The organism is Pirellulaceae bacterium, assembly GCA_019636385.1.
Lineage (GTDB): Bacteria > Planctomycetota > Planctomycetia > Pirellulales > Pirellulaceae > Aureliella.
In genome coordinates this window covers 31,117-49,844 of the sequence record JAHBXT010000003.1, presented here as the reverse complement: position 1 = coordinate 49,844, position 18,728 = coordinate 31,117, and the positions used below count along the sequence as shown (strand labels likewise).

The 18,728-nt window shown below is 55.3% G+C and carries 9 protein-coding genes; 5 read left to right on the top strand and 4 right to left on the bottom strand.

Translation table 11 applies throughout. The annotated features are described in order from the left end of the window. Nucleotides 1-26: 26 nt before the first annotated feature. A complete protein-coding gene (uvrA, locus tag KF752_10930; protein MBX3422055.1) occupies nucleotides 27-6,992 on the bottom strand; it encodes an excinuclease ABC subunit UvrA in 6,966 nt (2,321 codons plus the stop codon). Nucleotides 6,993-7,130: 138 nt separating this feature from the next. Between uvrA and KF752_10925 the strand changes: the two genes are divergently transcribed. From KF752_10925 to KF752_10915, 3 genes are all read left to right on the top strand, one after another. Then, on the top strand, nucleotides 7,131-7,742 hold the full coding sequence (locus KF752_10925; GenBank protein MBX3422054.1) for a hypothetical protein: 612 nt from the start codon (nucleotides 7,131-7,133) through the stop codon (nucleotides 7,740-7,742). Nucleotides 7,743-8,179: 437 nt separating this feature from the next. Next, on the top strand, nucleotides 8,180-9,316 hold the full coding sequence (locus tag KF752_10920; GenBank protein MBX3422053.1) for a D-TA family PLP-dependent enzyme: 1,137 nt from the start codon (nucleotides 8,180-8,182) through the stop codon (nucleotides 9,314-9,316). A gap of 306 nt (nucleotides 9,317-9,622) precedes the next feature. Beyond that, nucleotides 9,623-12,946, top strand: a complete 3,324-nt coding sequence (locus tag KF752_10915; GenBank protein MBX3422052.1) for an efflux RND transporter permease subunit — start codon at nucleotides 9,623-9,625, stop codon at nucleotides 12,944-12,946. A gap of 475 nt (nucleotides 12,947-13,421) precedes the next feature. Here the strand turns inward: KF752_10915 and KF752_10910 are convergent, their stop codons facing one another. Beyond that, nucleotides 13,422-15,017: a LysM peptidoglycan-binding domain-containing protein gene (locus KF752_10910; protein ID MBX3422051.1), complete on the bottom strand. Its 1,596-nt coding sequence runs from the start codon at nucleotides 15,015-15,017 to the stop codon at nucleotides 13,422-13,424. Nucleotides 15,018-15,315: 298 nt separating this feature from the next. Between KF752_10910 and KF752_10905 the strand changes: the two genes are divergently transcribed. Beyond that, nucleotides 15,316-16,290 carry a hypothetical protein gene (locus KF752_10905; GenBank protein ID MBX3422050.1) on the top strand — a complete coding sequence of 325 codons (975 nt, stop codon included), beginning with the start codon at nucleotides 15,316-15,318 and terminating at the stop codon, nucleotides 16,288-16,290. 87 nt (nucleotides 16,291-16,377) lie between these two features. Further along, a complete protein-coding gene (locus KF752_10900; protein MBX3422049.1) occupies nucleotides 16,378-16,830 on the top strand; it encodes a hypothetical protein in 453 nt (150 codons plus the stop codon). A gap of 177 nt (nucleotides 16,831-17,007) precedes the next feature. On the opposite strand, the gene KF752_10895 is transcribed toward KF752_10900, so the two are convergent. Continuing rightward, nucleotides 17,008-17,445 (bottom strand): hypothetical protein, encoded by a 438-nt coding sequence (locus tag KF752_10895; GenBank protein ID MBX3422048.1) that lies wholly within the window; start codon nucleotides 17,443-17,445, stop codon nucleotides 17,008-17,010. A 53-nt stretch (nucleotides 17,446-17,498) separates the two neighbouring features. Then, nucleotides 17,499-18,494: a DUF1559 domain-containing protein gene (locus KF752_10890; protein ID MBX3422047.1), complete on the bottom strand. Its 996-nt coding sequence runs from the start codon at nucleotides 18,492-18,494 to the stop codon at nucleotides 17,499-17,501. Nucleotides 18,495-18,728 lie beyond the last annotated feature (234 nt).

Below are 18,728 nucleotides of genomic sequence, written 5' to 3'. Positions count from 1 at the left end.
CCGCCCGATCGCTGCACAGCCTTGAGCTAAGAGCAGCTGGCTTGGCAGAGTGCGACATGCATTTGCATAAGCTTCTTGACGCTGGCGTGGCGCGGTTGTTGCAGCTCGGTAAAGGCAACTTGAATCTGCTGGCCATCAGTACCCCGTGGCGTTGCATGGACGGCGACCGGAAGCGAATTCTCTAGTTGGCTCAAGTCCAGTCCTTTCGGACCATTGAACACGGCAATCAAACCTTCGGGTCGTTTGGTGTGTAAAACAATCCACGGCTCGGCTTGGCCAGGCAAGTGATAACGAGCACTTGTCGGTTCATCCCAGCGCCAGCGTCCGCCACTGGCAACTTGATGCACGGCTTGAATAAAAACGCTGAGCGTCTCGGTGGGCCAGACAATCGTTTTGCCTGGCGGAAAGCCTTTGCGCAGTGCGTGCCAGCGCTGCTTCAGGATCTGCCACGGCATCTTCAGCGGCTTGCCCGCACCAATTTCGCTTTCCACCGCCGGGCTGGTCTTACCCAAAAACGCGTGGCTGGCCTGTTCCAACCACTGCCAAAATCGTGGTTGGTCAAGTTCGTCCAGCGTATGGGGTCGAATCTGCAGTTCCATCCAAGAGCCGGCGGCCTGCGCGCGGACGCGCGGCTGATTCCCGTACGCTTCCACGCCCTCCAGTTGATTGAGCGTGGGCAAACTGACTACCGCCTCCAGTTCGGCTTTGGTAAACATGCGACGAGGTACGCGGAACTTTAGCGTCAACAGCCAGGTATCGGCAGTGATGGCGTGCATAAACCAACCGCGATTCTTGATTGGGCCACTGACCTCCACGATACTGCGATTGTCCCATTTGACTGGGGCAAAACCATCGATGGACTCCAGTCGCTCAATCACGCGAATCAAAATGTCGCGCTGCCAACGGATGGGTTGTCCACTGCGGTCCAAGCTGTCGCTACAGTGCCAGCGCCGACCGTCGGCCTGCCAGGGCAGCAGTGTGTCACGTCCAATTTGTTCCAAGTCAATATCGCCCGACTGCCGCTGATTCAATGCGCTGGAATCGTACTGCTGACGTGCTACATACCGACCGCCTTTAAGCAGTTCCGCTAACGCTTCACCGGTGTGACTGCGCGGCAACACGAGCGTCTTACTGCGCTGCTTGCCAGACGAACGTCGAGCGTATTGAACCAAATCTTCGGGCGTGCCCGCAAACAACAATTGCCCGCCTTCGTTGCCCGCCTCTGGGCCCATGTCCAGAACCCAGTCCGCTGACTTGATAACATCCAAGTTGTGTTCGATGACAATAACTGTATTGCCCAGGTCGACCAGACGATGCATGACCTCCAGCAGCTTGCAAATGTCGTTGAAATGCAGGCCCGTAGTCGGTTCGTCCAACAAGTAAAAGGTTTTGCCAGTATCCGGTCGCGAAAGTTCTGCTGCCAGCTTCACACGCTGTGCCTCACCGCCTGATAGCGTGGGAGCGCTTTGACCCAAGGCCACATAATCCAAGCCGACATCCACCAGCGTCTGCAGTATTTTGCGGATTTTTGGAATGTTGCCAAAAACCTCTAACGCCTGTCCAATTTGCATTTCCAGGATGTCATGAATACTGAAGCCATGATACTTGATAGCCAGTGTATCTTCGGTAAACCGCCGACCTTGGCATGAATCGCACTGTACCCAGACATCTGGCAGAAAGTGCATTTCGATGCGCAACTGGCCCAGGCCTTCGCATTTCTCACAGCGTCCGCCGGGCACGTTGAAGGAAAACTGGCGCGCCGTGTAGCCTTGAGCACGTGCTAGGGGTAATTGACTGTACAACTGACGAATCAGATCGTAGACACCAGTGTAGGTTGCTGGCGTCGAGCTGGGGTTGGCGCCCAGCGGGCTCTGATCGACGCGAATCACTTTATCGATCAGTTCTACGCCGTCGATATTTTCATATAAACTCTTAACGTTCATCTGACGCGCCAGTCGCTTGGTCAGCGCGACGTGCAACACATCGTGAATTAAGGTGCTCTTACCGCTGCCACTGGGGCCGGTCACAGCGATCATGCGTCCAATGGGAAACGCTACATCAACATCGCGCAAATTGTGCGCGCGGGCTTTCGACAGGCAAATCGCGCCACGGTCATCGCTGCGGCGCTGCTTGGGTATCGGGATCTTCTGCTGTTGGCTAATGTAGGGCCCGGTGACGCTGGTTGAAGATTGCGACACCTCGTCAGGCGAACCGCTGGCAATCAATTGTCCGCCAAATCGTCCAGCGGCAGGTCCAAAATCGTACACGCGATCGGCGCTGGAGATCACATCGCGATCATGTTCCACCACAACCAAGGTATTGCCTAAATCGCGAAGCTTATGCAGGGCGCCAATCAATCGCCGGTTATCACGCGGGTGTAGTCCAATTGTCGGTTCGTCCAGTACATACACGACGCCGCACAGGCCGCTGCCAAGCTGACTCGATAATCGAATCCGCTGCGACTCACCACCGCTGAGTGTGTTGGCGGGCCGCGAGAGACTGAGATATTCCAAGCCGACATCCAACAAGAATTGGACTCGATTGCGTATTTCACGCAGCAGTTCACCAGCGATCTCTTGCTCGCGCGTAGTTAGTTTCCAGGCATCGATCTGTTGATCCAACCATTTGAAGCTATTCCGCGTCAAATCGGCCATATTCAAGTTGCGAAACCTGGCGGCCGATGCCTCTATATTCAACCTTGAACCGTCACAGGCCGAGCATGGGACTTCATCGATAAACGGGGTCAGGCGGGCTCGCAACTGGGGGCTGAGCCGAGCGGCTTGCTCAAGCGCAGGAAACAGTCCGCGCCATTGAAACTCCAGCTGCACGCCTTTCGCAGTGCGAACCGAGAACCAGCGCTGGCCGCCACCATACAGAATCAAGCGTCGTTGACCGCTGGAAAGCTTTTCAAATGGCACATCGCCAGGAATTCCAGCAGCGACACACAGCGACCGTAAAATGCTTGACCCTAGCCCGGCTGATGACTGCAAGTCCTCTTCAGTCACGGCCTGCGGTCCCATCGGCCAAACGCGGATGGCTCCCTGGTCAAGTGACTTGTGAGCGTCAACCAACACCGACAGACTGGTCCCGGTTTGCGTGCCCAAGCCCTCGCAATCTGAGCACCAGCCCAGCGGCGAATTAAAGGAAAACGAATGTGGCGTCAGTGGTGACATGCTGTAACCGCATTGGCGGCAGGCCAGGTGCAGGCTGTGTCGAGTCGATTGCCAGTGTATTTCGTCAACATCGTCTCTGGGCACCAGCGCACCCAGCACGCCAGATCCCATGGACAGCGCCAGTTCAACACTTTCGGCGATACGGCTGCGATTGGCCGCAGAAATCATCAGTCGATCAACCACCGCCTCCACGGTGTATTGCGCGGTCGTCGTCAGTTCTGGTGGTGAGTCCAATGAATGTATACGGCCGTTGATGCGAACGCGTGACAACCCACCGCTGCGCAGATTCTGCCACATCGACTGGGGATCCATGCTGGGCTGCCAGCGTAGCGGTGCTGTTAAGATCAGCCGCGTTCCCTCGGGTAGCTCTAGCAAATGTTGCGTGATATCATCCGGCGTTTGACTACTGACCGGCACGTCGCAAGCGGGGCACATGGGTTGACCTAGTCGAGCCATCAACACTCGCAGGTAGTCGTAGATTTCGGTGACCGTGCCCACAGTGCTGCGCGGGTTATGGGCCACACTCTTTTGTTCGATGGCGATCGAAGGGCCCAGCCCGTCAATCCGCTGTGCATGTGGCTTGGGCATCTGCCCGACGAATTGACGCGCGTACGAGCTGAGGCTTTCCACGTAACGCCGCTGGCCTTCAGCATAAATCGTATCCATAGCCAATGAACTCTTGCCGCTACCGCTGGGGCCGCAGAATACGTTCATCTGATGATGCGGTAATTGCAGCGAGACGTCCTTGAGATTGTGCTCCGTTGCTCCCTCGATTGTCAGCACCGGCGTGCGCCCCACCGCAGCGGGTCTTTGAACGCGACGTTTAGGACTGGCTTTCTGGGGCGGCACCGCAATCGCAGGTCGGCTCAAATGCTTGTTCAATGCAGCTGCGGTATGCGAGCGCGGGCACTGCAGCAGTTCAACGGGCGTGCCGGCGAAAATGAGTTCACCACCGGCCTCACCGCCATCTGGACCAATATCGATGATCCAGTCAGCGGCCCGAATCACGTCCATGTTGTGCTCGATGACCAGGACGGTATTGCCCAGGTCCACCAAGTCTTGCAGCACTTTCAGCAACAAGCGTATATCGTAAAAGTGCAAGCCAGTGGTCGGCTCGTCCAGCAGGTACAGCGTTCGTCCGGTAGCCCGCCGCGACAATTCCTTGGCCAACTTGATGCGCTGCGCCTCGCCGCCGGACAGCGTCGGCGAAGGTTGACCAAGTTTAAGGTAGTCCAGGCCTACGTCGTGCAGCGCCTGGAGCTTTTCCAGAATGCGCGGTTGGTTCTCGAACAACTTGACGGCTGCGGCGACATCCATCTCCAGCACGTCGGCGATCGAGTGGCCTTTGAATTTCACCTGTAGCGTTTCGTGATTGTATCTCTGGCCATTGCAGACGGTGCACGGAACCCACAGATCGGCCAGAAAATCCATCTCCAGTTTGTTTGATCCGTTGCCCTGGCAGGCTTCGCAACGACCGCCTTGCACGTTGAAGCTAAAGCGTCCAGGCTGGTAGCCTCGTCGTCGTGCATCGGGAAGATCGACGAACAGGCTGCGGATTTCGTCAAAGGCTTTGACGTAGGTGCCAGGATTGCTGCGCGGCGTGCGGCCAATGGGGCTTTGATCGATGACGATCACCTTGTCCAAATGTTCGATACCTTCGACAGCCCGGTGCTGGCCTGGCAAGTCTTCGGCGGCGTGCAAGCGCCGGCGTAACACCGGTGCCAAGACTTCATTGATCAGAGAGCTTTTCCCCGATCCACTGACTCCGGTCACACACACCAGCTTGCCCAGCGGAATATCGACGTCGATGTTTTTGAGGTTGTTGTGCGTGGCACCCAACACGCGCACTGATTGGCCAGTGCCTGCCCGCTGAGTGGCTGGCACGGGAATCGTTTCGCTTCCGGACAAGAATTTTCCGGTCCAACTATGCGGGTTGGCTGTCAGTTCCGGCAGGCTGCCACAAGTCATCACTTGACCGCCGCGCACGCCGGGACCTGGCCCGAAATCCACGATCAAGTCCGCTGCGCGCATCGTGTCTTCGTCGTGCTCGACGACGATCAGCGTGTTGCCCAAGTCGCGCAAGTTCTGTAGCGACTGGATCAGTCGATCATTGTCGCGAGGATGTAGGCCGATCGAGGGTTCGTCCAAGACATACAGCACGCCCACCAGCCCAGCCCCGATCTGGCTGGCCAGTCGAATACGCTGCGACTCACCGCCACTGAGCGTGGGAGCCGATCGACTCAGACACAGGTAATCTAAACCGACGTTCAACAAGAATTGCAAACGCGTAGTGATCTCGCGCACCGCCTCGCCCGCAATCTGTCGCTCCAACGCTCCCAGTTTAAGGCCCTGTAGAAACTGCAAGCAGCCTTGGACCGACAGCTCGCATAATTCTGGCAGATTCAGCCATGGCTGGCAGCCGGGCGGAGGCGTGTCGCTTTGTAGCCTGAGCTGCCTGGCAGCCTGATTCAGCCTAGAACCGTGACAGGCGTTGCAGTTCATGCGATCCATGAACTTTTCGTACTTCTTGCGTGTCAAAGGATTCTTGGCATTGCGATACTGATCCATCAACTGCGCGACCAGTCCGGCAAACTGTCCGCCGTATTTCACTGGTCGATTGCCACCGCGCCAGGTAAAAGTGATGTGCCGATTACCCGTTCCGAACAGCCATTCGTCGCGAACTTGAACTGGTAAGTCTTGCCAAGCAGCAGTCAAACTTTCACCGGCCTGCAAGCCATGTCGCTTTTCAATCGACTCACCGACGCTCAGCCATAAATGCCGCTGCCAACGTCCCAGGTCATTCCATGATCCCAGCAACTCGATGGCACCTCGACGTAGCGATCGGGTAGGGTCAGGAATGATCAGCTGAGGCGCAAACGTGAATTCCTCGCCTAGTCCCTCGCAGGTTTCACACATACCTGCCGGGCTATTGAATGACAGCAGTTGCGGCGTGGGAGGTAGTGCCGAGTAACCGCACTGGGGACAAGCGTATTGGCTGCTGAATACCAGTTCGTGGCTGCGGGCCTTTGCAGCTCGTCGCCGCGTCGGCTTCGGTGCCTCGGTATCCGTCGGTGGACTGGCCGCCTGACTGTCTGGCTCGTGCCACGGCGTGACGATCAGCGTACCGGAACCCAGCTTTAGCGCCTGTAGAACTGCGTCGGCAACAGCGGTGCGCGGCGTACCGCTGGGCGAATAACGCGTGACCACAACTTCGATATCGTGCTTTTGTTGCCGCTGTAGCGCGGGCACCTCTGCCAAGCGGTAGATTTGACCATCGACGCGCGCTCGTGCGAAGCCTTGACGCTGCAACGACTCAAACAGATCGCGATATTCCCCTTTCTGTCCGCGAATCAATGGCGCTAGTATCAAGTATTCGGGCGCTTCGGTAAGCCCTTGCAGCCGCGCGATAATCTGATCACGCGTCTGTGAGGTAATCGGCACTTGGCATTCAGGGCAGAACCCGGTGGCCACGCGCGCGTAGAGCACTCGCAGGAAATCGTAAATCTCGGTGATGGTGCCAACAGTGCTGCGCGGATTGCCGCTGGTTGACTTTTGGCTGATGGAGATGGCGGGGCTCAGTCCGCCTATGTAATCTACGTTGGGTTTGGGGAGCTGTCCGATGAATTGTCGCGCGTAACTGGACAGGCTCTCCAGATACCTGCGTTGGCCTTCGGCGTACAATGTGTCGAAAGCCAGCGAACTCTTGCCGCTGCCGCTGACCCCGGTAAACACGATGAGCTGATTGCGAGGTAGCACGACGTTGACGCCGCACAAATTGTGTTCGCGGGCGCCGCGCACCTCGATCGTTGCATTGTCCATAACTGCTACAGTTTTATCCTCACCAGCGCTGGGCTCAGCCCCGCGCGTCGCCATTATCCGAGTTGTTGCCTACAATATTGTCCTGCACCATCGCTGGTACACTGGGAAAACCCAGTATTGTAGAGGAAATCGCCGACAGTGGACCTGCCCTTAAAGATTTACCAGGGTCGTTTTGCACTTTTGCGCCATCGCCCGCCTGCTCGACTAACCGACGTAGGGCAACTTGCCACACTGTCACCCGAGCCCAAGTTCAAATCACACTGGGATTTACTGCTGGAATCTGACATCCAACAACTGTTGACTTGGCGTCTGCTGCCAATTCTAACTAGCCGCATGTGGAGCCCTCAGGTGCTTTTTCCACAGCCTTCTGGGGACTCTCGCCCGCAATTGCTCAAGGCCACGCGGCTAGAAAATCATCGTCCGGCCTACCTGGCATACGAAGGCCCGGTCAGTGGCAATCGTGGCTGGGTGTGGCGTGTGGCCGAAGGTAGCTACCGCGTGGCGTGGGATCAGCGCTCAGGACAAGGCACGGACCGGTCTGCCGAAATTTGGAATCAGTTACGGCATGCTTCCGGGCAAGCTCCAACCTTGTGCGTCTCCGACATCGACAGTCTTAAACTCCAACAATTGCCACCGGCCTCCGACAGCCGCGACTGTTTTTTCATTGAGCTGGACGATCAGGGACAGAAACGACGTATGATCGTGCCGCTGTCGGGCATCGGAGAGGTCGTATTGGCCAGAGTCGCTTGAATCGAGGCGCTCCATGGTGGCCGAGAGTCTCGTAAGGTGGGACAAGGTCGCCGTGGCACTACGACATCATTGTGCTCAAATCCACAAACGTTGCACCACGACTGTCCCACGACCGCTGGCCTACCATTCAGCCCGGCAAGCAGTGTCGGTTATCGTTGGCCAGAGCATGATTAGTCACGCCGCGTGGGTTTTGATGGTTGGATGCGCATGGTTGCTCACGTTGGTTGGTGGGCCGGTGCGGGGCGCGAGCAGAATGGACTTGAGGTCCAGCGTGTTGTAAGCGACCGACGATAAAGAAAGTTTTGAAGCAGCGCACCACCACTGGCCCCACCCTACAAATCACTCACACTGCGGGTTGTGATGACTGAGGGGGCAATCTACACTTTCGCATCAGGCTGCTGGTAAATTACAGGACTTAGGCGCAAGGCGAGGCTCTCATGCAACTGGCACACTTCGATAACTTAAAAGTCGATCAGTTGTTAACACCGTGTTTAGTCGTCTCACCACAGATCATCCAGCAAAACTTACGGGCTATGATCCACATCGCCGACGATGTGCAGCGACTGCGACCCCATGTCAAAACACACAAGTGTCCGGAGATCGTCAAGACAGCGGTGGCCATGGGTATAACACGCCACAAGTGCGCGACGCTGGCCGAGGCGGAAATGTTGGCTCAGTTGGCCGACGATATCTTATTGGCTTATCAGCCCGTCGGTCCGGTTGTGGGCAAGTTCGTTGAGTTAGTACACCATTTTCCCCAGCGAAGATTCTCGACGGTGCTGGATGCGATCGAGCCGGCGAGTCAGTTGAGCGACGCATTGACGAAACGTCGCCTGAACATCGACGTATTGATTGAAGTCGATCCGGGCATGCATCGCACAGGTGTTGGTCTGGGGCCCGCAGTGTTGGACTTGGCCGCAGAGGTTCAGAAGTTGCCTGGACTACGCCTGAGTGGACTACATATCTACGACGGACACCACCATCAGGTCGATTTAGAACAGCGGAGCGTAGCGGTTGAAGAGATGATGCGCAGCGTTTTGCAGTTGGTGGCTGAGGCTCGTGGGCGACAATTACCGATCGACAGATTAGTGTGCGGTGGTACGCCGACATTTCCCATCTTGGCGCAATGGGCACAGTCGCCACTAGCTAGCCAAGCATCCTGCGCGATCGAATTGTCACCAGGCACGAGTGTCTTGTCGGATTACAACTATGATCGCGACTATCCCGATGTTCGCGGAGTATCACCGGCGGCCATACTGTTGACACGGGTGATCTCCAAACCGGATTCCGACCTGGTCACCGTAGATTTGGGGTACAAATCCATTTCAGCCGACCCGCCGGCAGGTCGCCGCTGCTATTTCGCAGACTTGCCGGATGCACAAGAAGTGCGGCACAGCGAAGAGCACTTGGTGATCCGCACCACGCAAGCCGATGCCTTGCAAGTCGGGCAGGTGCTGCGAGTCATTCCGGCCCATATTTGCCCCACCGTCGCCTTGCATGACTGGATGTTCGTATGCCAGCAAGGGGATATAACCGGGAAATGGCCGATTGTCAGGCATAGAATCTATCAATAGACCGCTGAATTGTTGGCTTACGCGGCTGATTACGACATGTCGATTAGCCTCAGACCATATTGCAGGATGGGTCCGGCAACTACAATAATCGGATCACAACCACCGGACTTTGTCGATTGATCGTGGAATTATGGCGGTCCCCAGATTGCGTTGACCTCAAAAGTAGCTGCCGTCGCCAAGACGGCGGTCTGCTGGGAGACCGCCGTCCACGCTCTGGCGAGCGTAGCTACAAAGCCTCCACGCTCTGGCGAGCGTAGCTACGATTTGATCGCGACAACCCAATAAGGTACAGGAAAGCAAACAGGCATGAGGTCCATTATTCAGTGGGCGGTCAGGAATTCGCCCGCAGTGAACATGATCGTGTTCGCGACGCTAGCAGGCGGATTGATCTGCTTTAGTTGGTTGCGCAGGGAGATGTTTCCAGAGTTCGAGTTAGAGATTGTTTTGGTGACGGTGCCGTATCCGGGTGCCTCGCCGGCTGACGTGGAAAAGGGCATTTGTCAGCCTTTGGAAGAAGCCGTGCGGTCATTGGACGGCGTGAAGCAGGTCATCAGCGTCGCCAAGGAAAGTTCGGGTTTTGTACTGCTGGAACTGTACACTAGCGTGCGCGACGTGCAGAAGGTGGTGGCCGATATACGTTCGGCGGTGGATCGGATTCGCAATTTTCCCGAACTCGCCGAAGATCCCACAGTTCAGCAAATGACCTTCCGCGATACGGCGATTCGCGTGGCCCTGCTTGGGCCGGAAACTAATACGCTGGACGCCGAGTTGCGGCTGCGCGAGGTAGCCGAACAGGTCCGCGAAGACTTACTTCGCCTGCCCTCAATCAGTCAAGCTGACTTGCGCGGAGGCAAGAATTATCAGATCGACGTGGAGATATCCGAAGCCACACTGCGCAAACACGGGTTAACTCTGGGGCAAGTCGCTCAAATCTTACGTCGCGAGAATGCCGAGATGCCGGCAGGACAATTGCGCTCGGACAGTCAAGAGATTTTGCTGCGCAGTAAGAATCGTCGCGAGGTGGGCGAAGAGCTTAAAAGTTTGCCGATCATCGCCCAGTCCGGTGGTGCAGTATTGACCGTCGGCGATTTAGGCCGCGTGGTCGATGAATTCGAAGATTCACCAAAAATCAACGAAATTAATGGCAAGCCGTCGTTGATGATCAATGTTCAGCGCACGACCGAGGAAGATTTAATCAGCATTTGCCAGGAGGTGCACGACTACGTTAACAACCAAGTAAGATTGCCGGAAGGCTACAGCCTGGTGGTCTGGGGCGACACCAGTATCGACGTAGCCGATCGACTGAAAATGCTTCGCCAAAATGGAGTGCAGGGCCTGATCCTGGTCTTTATTATTCTGGCCTTGTTCCTCGAGTTTCGCCTGGCCTTCTGGGTCGCCATGGGGATTCCAATTAGCGTTCTGGGCGCGTCAATCATCTTGTACTTGACCGATCAGACGCTGAACATGCTGAGTATGTTTTCGTTCCTCATGGCCCTGGGGATTGTGGTTGATGATGCCATCGTAGTGGGCGAGAACATTCATTCGCACCGCATGATGGGTAAAGATTTTCTGCGTGCGTCAATTGACGGTGCCATCGAAGTGATCCCGTCGGTCTTTGCCGCTGTCAGCACGACGATGATCGCGTTTTTGCCATTCTTCTTTGTCTCTGGAGTGATGGGCAAGTTCATCGCTGTCATGCCGGTTGCGATTCTGGCCATGCTGGCAATTTCCCTGGTCGAAGCATCGATTGCCCTGCCCTGCCACTTGGCACACCAAGCTCCGCACAAATCCAAGAATCCTATACAGCTAATGGCTCATTACCTGGGAGTTGCCATGACGCCGTTGATGGTCGTGGCCAACGCGGCCAGCCGTGTCTGCGGCGGCATGATGGAATGGGTAGGTGACCGAGTGTACTTGCCGACGCTCCGATTCTTGCTGCGATATCCGTTGCTGGGTTTGGGCATTTCTTTGTTTTTGATTTTGGGCACAGCCGGCATGGTCAAAATAGGGTTTGTCCCCTTTGTGCCATTTCCCAGCAGCGATTCAAAGCAGATTTTCGCGCAAGTTCTTTTCAGCGACGGTACGCCTGCAGCTATTACCGATCGGGCCACCAAGCAACTGGAGGACGCACTCTGGCGAGTCAGCGAAGAACTATACGAACAGGAGCGAGCTGAGTATGGTGACGACGCTGTCAGTGGCCAAAAGTCTACTGGTTCAGGCCCCAATGGACCGGTTAAGCTCACCTTTCGTCAGGTGGGTACCGTACGTGAGCAAGGTCCGTTTGGCAATGGACAAGATGCGGGCAGCAATGCCGGCCAGATCATCGCTGAATTGATCGATCCGACTCTGCGATCGATTCAAAGTAGCGAATTGATTAATCTTTGGCGTCAGGCTGCAGGGGAGGTGCAGGGAGCGGAGCGCGTCAGTTTCCAAGCCGAAGGAGTCGGTCCAGGCGGCAATCCAATTGAATTTCGCTTGTTAGCAGTGTCGGAAAAGAGTGAGCAGTTATTCGCCGCCATCGAAGAGGCCAAACAGCATCTGGCGACCTATAAAGGAGTCTACGATATTCGCGACGATGCTGCCGATGGCAAGATCGAATACCAGATCAAAGTTAAACAACGCGCACAGGCGATGGGGATCACCACCATGGATTTGGCCGAAACCATTCGTAATTCCTATTATGGTGCCGAAGCCATGCGCATGCAGCGCGGCCGACAAGAGGTCAAGTTGATGGTTCGCTATCCGGAAAATGAACGTACCGCCTTAACCCGATTCAATGAAATCTTTATCCGCCGGCCCGATGGAGCGGAGATTCCCATTACTGAACTGGCCGATATCACGGTGACTCGCGGCTATTCAGAAATCAATCGACTGGATCAACTGCGTTCAATCACAGTGTCAGCAGACTTGAACACCGGCGAGGGTAACGCTCAAGACATTATCGCCAAATTGCGCAGTGATTTTTTTCCCAATCAGATGAAGGCAAAGTTTCCAGATGTCTATGTGAGTTGGGAAGGTCAGCAGAAAAATACTACTGAGTCGCTCAGTAGTTTGATGATTGGATGTTCAGCCGCTATGGTTCTGATGTTCTTGTTACTGGTAGTTGAATTTCGCAGTTATATCCAGCCGCTGCTGATTCTGATGATCGTTCCGTTTGGCGTCATAGGTGCTGTGTGGGGCCATGCGATCATGGGCATTGAGGTCACGTTGTTCAGCTTCTTTGGGCTGGTCGCGCTGACCGGAGTAGTGGTCAACGACTCGATCGTGTTGGTGGATTTCATTAACTCCCGCGTGCGCTCAGGCATGCCTTATGATCAGGCGTTAGCGGAGGCTGGCCGCAGGCGAATGCGACCTGTGTTCCTAACCAGCATGACCACCATTGCCGGTCTGGTTCCGTTGCTCATGGAAGGTTCGTTCCAAGCGCAATTTCTCAAGCCCATGGCCACCAGCATCGCCTTCGGTTTGATGCTCTCAACGGCTCTGGTGTTATTTCAAGTTCCGGTGTTCCTGAAGCTATATTTAATGTTCTTGTCCACATGCGGTATTGACCCGTCCGAAACGTTCGAACACGACGAACCCGGCGAGTCACCCGCCGACAGCGTGGCAGCTCACCCCGCTGCAAGCATCTGATCGAGTTGCCGAAAAATCGGAAGCCCATAGACATCGATAGTGTCAGTGTTGCTCGCACAGATGATTATACCGCGTGGACGTCTGGAGCGTGGAAATCAGTGTCGGTCCTGTTGTAAACCGAAAAGTGTTCCGCGATGCTCAGGCGCCTTCGCTGACTTGCGATCCTGTTCATCGCAAATCCGCTCACTACGGTTACGGTGTAGGCGCAACCTTCGCGAGAGATTGGATCGCAGCGCGAACTGTTTGTCGATTGCGGGCTGATCGAGCGAACAGTTGTTTGGGAAGGTCAAGTCTCATTGCAAGAATTGAGCGGTTAAACGGTTCGGCTGCGTTGCGTCATGCGAGACGCTGATTTGTTTGCAATTTAGTTTACAGAGTAGGCAAATCTGCACGCTCTCGTACAGGTGTAGAACAAACGTTCTCGGTCAACGTCAGCCATAACTCACATCACTGCCAGAGTGAGAGAATTGGCCGCCTACTGGCGAATTTCGACTGTCGCGCCCTTGGCTAGTATGCGATAGACGTCAGCGGCATCCAGTGGAGCCAGGCTAATGCAGCCTGCGTCTTCCAAATCGCTGGTGACCTGTTCTGCCGACCCGTGAATGGCTAAATTATTGCCCAGGCTCAACCAGTATCCGCCATAGGGATTGGTGGGAGCGGTTGCCGGAATCACGACGCTGGTACCGTAATACGTCCGGTCGCGACGCCGATCAACAATTTCAAAATTGCCTTGCGGTGGTCGGTTCTTCTTGGAAATCGAAACGGGGAAACGGCCGGCATACATTTTTCTCAAGAACAGCGTCAGTTCGCCCCGCGACAAACTGACTTGAGCGCGAAATGGCCCTTCCAACACTTTAATTTGCGAATTCGGTACGAGGCTTGCAGAATCTCCCAGTCGGTTGATCGCGGCCAGTAATTCGGTTGACACTCGATGTTTGTCAGCAATGCTCTGCAAAGTATCACGGGCTGCCACGGTGTAGGCTGGTTCCAACAGCAGGCGTTCTGAGTAGATGACTTCCCGCGATAATGCATCCAACAAATCGACCAAATCCGTGTGTTCTGTGTAACCCAATTCAGGGCTCTCGTAATACTGGCTCATCATCTCCAACGCGTCGCTGAGCTTGCCTTGCTGCGCCAAAGCGAGAGCCTGACTGCGGGCTTGGGTAAAAGTCAATGTCGCGGCATTGGCAGAAGATGCAGCACTGCCCAGAGACGCTGACTGGTCGACCACAGGTGTGCTGATCGGGGTAGAACCAGATGGACTTGCGCTGGCCATTTGTACTGGAATAGATGTGGCGGATGCAGTCCGCGCTACAGACGCCTCTAACAGACCTGGCTGTTCAGATTCGGCGAGGTCACTGGTGCCCGCCGAAGCAGCCAGTTCATTGGACGGATTGGATCCGTCAAGCGCTGGCAAGTCGTCCAGCGCAGAAATTAAGTCGTCGACAGCGAGTCCTGTAGCGCTCAAGTTACTGGCAGCGGTTCGGCCAGCGGTAGAATCAGCATTGAATTCGATACTAGGACCGGCAGGGAAGGAATCGAATCCGATACTCACTCCTGGAGTCGTACTAGCCAACTTCGCTCCGCTGGTGGCAGTCGTGTCCTGTCCCGAAAGCGCATCGTTTGACGCTGGACCTACCGAAGCGTTCTCCGGGGTATATTCGGCCAGGGGCGTATCAGCCACCAATCCCCACTGTGAATCGTCCGGGAACTTTGGCTGACTGTCTGTCGGTGTCGCCGTAAGCTTGGGGAGGTTTACTTCAGGAAATCGAGGCAATGCAGTATCGTTGGTAATTGCTTCGCCTGAGGATGACAGACCGCTGCTTTCGGCAGCGGCAAAGCCATGGTTAGTTGGTGAATGCGATAAAGCAAGGGCACTTTGTTGCGCGAAACTGTCTGGCAATTCGATCGTTGGAATCTGAAAGTCTTCGATTGTGTCTGGACCGGTTGCATTGGCCCACTGTTGCAATTCCTCTGGGATGCTGACTTCTGGTGCGTGTAAGGCAACAAATGCGCCGTAACAGACTGCGATCAACAGGGCGACTACAATAAACGACTTGATGGTTTGCATTTCGGGCTTCCTTGCCAATAACGCAACGTAAGCGGAGGTCATGCGACCAGTGCTCGACGAACGCATCCCAGAATCAGTCTGTGGACTTGTTCGCGTGCCGCGCGACACTAACTAATTATGAGCGATTGGGGCTAGACCAGTTTTTGCCCGTACGATTCTAATTAGGCTGCCGACAGTACCTAACTTCGACACAATTGCTATCAATTACAGGCGGTGCATGGACGACAATTCATCATTGAAGCATCAGTTACGCCAATTTCAGGGCAAACGGCGCTCAGTGAATGGGAGCAGTCTATCGGTGGTATTGCATGACTCGTTGTTTGTGATCGCCATCTGCGTGGCCTCGGTTGCACAGGCTCAGGCGTCCAGGCGTCCGGCCAGGGCCAATCCGCCTATATTTCAGCCAGGTCAATTCACCCATCTATTTCCAGATGACGCTGAAAATGGATTGACTGGCCCTCGACCGCGTTCATCTCCGGCAACCGACGCACATAACTTGGCGATGGCGGACAGTAGTTCTCCGGGGGCTCCGCAATCGCCAACTGTGGAAAATGGACAATCGCCCAACCCCTTGTTGGCACCTTCGTGGCAGCGGCTGATCTCAACTGAGTCGATAGAAGACCTGGTTAAGGAATCGAAGTTGCGCTTAGATCAACTGCTTAAGTCACCAACCGCGTTTGTAGGTGGTGGCTATCAAGCGGCTAGGAACGAGTTATCGCTGCTGTCGCTGATGTTTAATATCGTTTCTGAGTATCCAGGTGAAACTCGCTGGAAGAAATCTGCAGCCGCAGCACGACTCAGCATGCGGCGCGCAGCGGAAATGTGTCGATCTGGTTCGCGGGCTGCTTTTGAGGCTGCTCGACAAAGTCAGCAGGATCTGGGCGATGTGCTCAGTGGCACCGGGCTTGCTGATTCAATGACAACAGAACTTCCAGAGCACAAAGGACCATTAGAAATCGCCCCGCTCATGCAGCTCGTGGACTGGGCATTCAAACAGCAAGTACAAATACATACGGCAAACGCTCAACAATTCCAGCGATATCGAATGGAACTACTGCGACATGCCGAGCTGATAGCTGTGTTGGCAAGCGTCACTATGCAGCCCGACATGCCCAACGCCGATGATCCTCAGTTTGTCGAGCTGGCCAGTGAGTTGGTTCAAACAGCCCAGAAATTGGGACGAGCAATACGGTCGGATGAGGCACAGGCAGCTAGCAGTTTGGCAATCAGCATGGGACAAAGTTGTATTCAGTGTCACGAAGCCTACCGCTGACTGAGTACCGAAACAGTTGTGCGGTCTGCGTCGGGTGTCAACCGTGAGCAGCTTGAACAGTCTGTCTGAGAAATAAGGACCGCTGAATTGGGAATTCGATTTCAATGCCACCGTTGCGGCCATGGACTGCACGTCAAGGACTTTCAAGCCGGCAAGCGTGGTCGATGCCCGCAGTGTGGTGGTTCGCTGCAAATTCCTTCGGCTCAAGATTCAGCTGAAATCGAATCGACGCAACCCGCTCCGGCACCCTGCCCCAAACCTACGCTGCCCGCAGAACCCGCCGGTGAATCATTGCCTCGGCCACTGCCTGAACAATTAGCGACAGCCGCCTCAATCCAGCCACCTGCCTCTATCGTACCCGCTGCCGTTGACAATTCGCGTGCTTCGACTGGAACTTGGTCCACCGGCAGGCCCATCCGAACGCGCTCTTCCACTGGTCGGCGTCAGCGCAATCAAGGACTATGGATTATCGGTTTATCCGTGCTGTTCCTGCTACTGCTTTCCGCGTTGATCTACGTTCTGATGACGCAAGCCAACTAGCCACCTGAAAACTGCCTACGCAATCAGGTCGTGCATTTCACTGGCTGCACGTGACCCTAGCACGATTTATAGATTGGCTCAATCGTCAAGCAGTGTATGCCTGGGAGGTTTCAGTGGTATGTGCACTGATCGGTGGCGGTAGCACGGACATGATGGTTTGACGATGGATGGTGGGCTTCATCGACGTGCTGCGGTTGAAGACTTCGTCAGTAAGTTGAAATCGATTGGCTCACGCTGCTTGGGAGAAACATGTACTTGGAGCGTAGTGCGGGAGTTGTACTCGGCCGGGATACGCTCCTTGCGCTGGGCTGACGGCTCTTCGTCACCTGTATTATCACCCCGCGTGCTGATCGATACAGAATGGGTTCCGGGCACAGCGCCCAGTTTTTCGGCAGAATAACGGAGTTGAAATTTGCCAGCGGCATCGGTCTTGCCGAGCGAGGGACGGCCATCGCTGGGACGGAATACCACTTCCGCATCGGGAAGTGGCTGGCCGTCAAGCGTCACCCTGCCTTCCACGTTGACCAGCCCGAGCCCATCACTACAGCCGGCCAGCGTTATGCTAGCGGTAATCACAATCGAAAACAGAATCGTTGGCATCCAGGGAAGATTCACGAATTGTCCTTGTAGTTACGAGGAAATGAGTTAACTGCGAAAAATCCAGATCACTAAAAGGCGCCCAGCACCTGACCGTCTGAAATTTGCCCCAGTAACTGCCAGGTCGAGCCATCCATGTTTTCGCCTAAGAACCGAACCGAGCCATCAGCCAACAGGCTTTGCGTCCCCATGCCTCCGCGACGTACCTGTCCACCGTCTCCACCGCCAGCGGTCGATCGTCCTAAACCTCCGTGCATACTGGCGGTCGAGTTATTGTTCAGACCGTTGACCACCCAGTTCGGATGATTTTCCACTCGCACCAGGGTGGCGTATTTGTTGCCAGCCCCGTTTGGACCACCCGGTGCCTTACCAACCCACACGGCACCACGACGTTGCTCTGAATCGCCACCGTCCCAGAATCGCTCAACAATCATCAACGTGTTGCTGGAACCGTCCGTCACTGCGGCCAGGCGTGTGCGGGTGTTATAGCCAAAGATGCCTCGATGCTCGGGAAGTTGATCTTGGTTGTAGTTGGCACCATTTCCAGCTCCACATACGGCGGCGTATGAAGATCGGGCATGGCCATCGCTGCTGCCATTCCCACCCATGGCGGTAGCCGTATGTAAATCTCCGAATGCCTCAGTCGGACACCGGAACGCGCTCAGCACCGAACGTGTCAGCGAGGTGGGCGAAGCAGGAAAGTTTGGGCCGTTGGGACCAAGTTGATCGTAAAGTGGAGCCTGTTCCATATACGGGAGAATATATGTGCCCCAGCCCCATCCACCGGTAACGGCAGTGCGTCCCGGCTCGGCACCTCCCTTGGCAACGGGAGTTCCATTGTTCAGAAACGCTAGCGCGCCAGCGGGAAACGCTTTGTGAGTGTCATGATGATTGTGAAGCGCCACGCCAAACTGCTTCAAATTATTCATGCACTGAATCCGACGCGCCGCCTCACGCGCCGCTTGAACGGCGGGCAACAACATGCCAACTAGTATTCCGATAATCGCAATAACCACCAGCAATTCGACGAGAGTAAACCCCTGGCTTGATTCACATCGACGCATCATCGAAATCCTTTAATGAAAGACGCTACAAGTATGCTGCTGGCGAACTACTAATGCACAAAACGTATCAAGGCGATGCGTGGATGGCGTGAAGAAATTATGAAAATTCTGTGAATCTGATTGGCGTGAATTGCCTCTGTGCGTAGCAGTCTCGATTCAAATCGCCTGAATTAACATGCGCCAGGGATGCACCTCAGGCAAGAATCAATTAGAACAGTGTTGGCGACTCATGTTAGA

Bases quoted from the DNA above. Each gene is read 5' to 3' on its own strand.
- uvrA (MBX3422055.1), bottom strand. From the start codon at position 6,992: ATGGACAATGCAACGATCGAGGTGCGCGGCGCCCGCGAACACAATTTG.
- KF752_10920 (MBX3422053.1), top strand. From the start codon at position 8,180: ATGCAACTGGCACACTTCGATAACTTAAAAGTCGATCAGTTGTTAACA.
- KF752_10915 (MBX3422052.1), top strand. From the start codon at position 9,623: ATGAGGTCCATTATTCAGTGGGCGGTCAGGAATTCGCCCGCAGTGAAC.
- KF752_10910 (MBX3422051.1), bottom strand. From the start codon at position 15,017: ATGCAAACCATCAAGTCGTTTATTGTAGTCGCCCTGTTGATCGCAGTC.
- KF752_10890 (MBX3422047.1), bottom strand. From the start codon at position 18,494: ATGATGCGTCGATGTGAATCAAGCCAGGGGTTTACTCTCGTCGAATTG.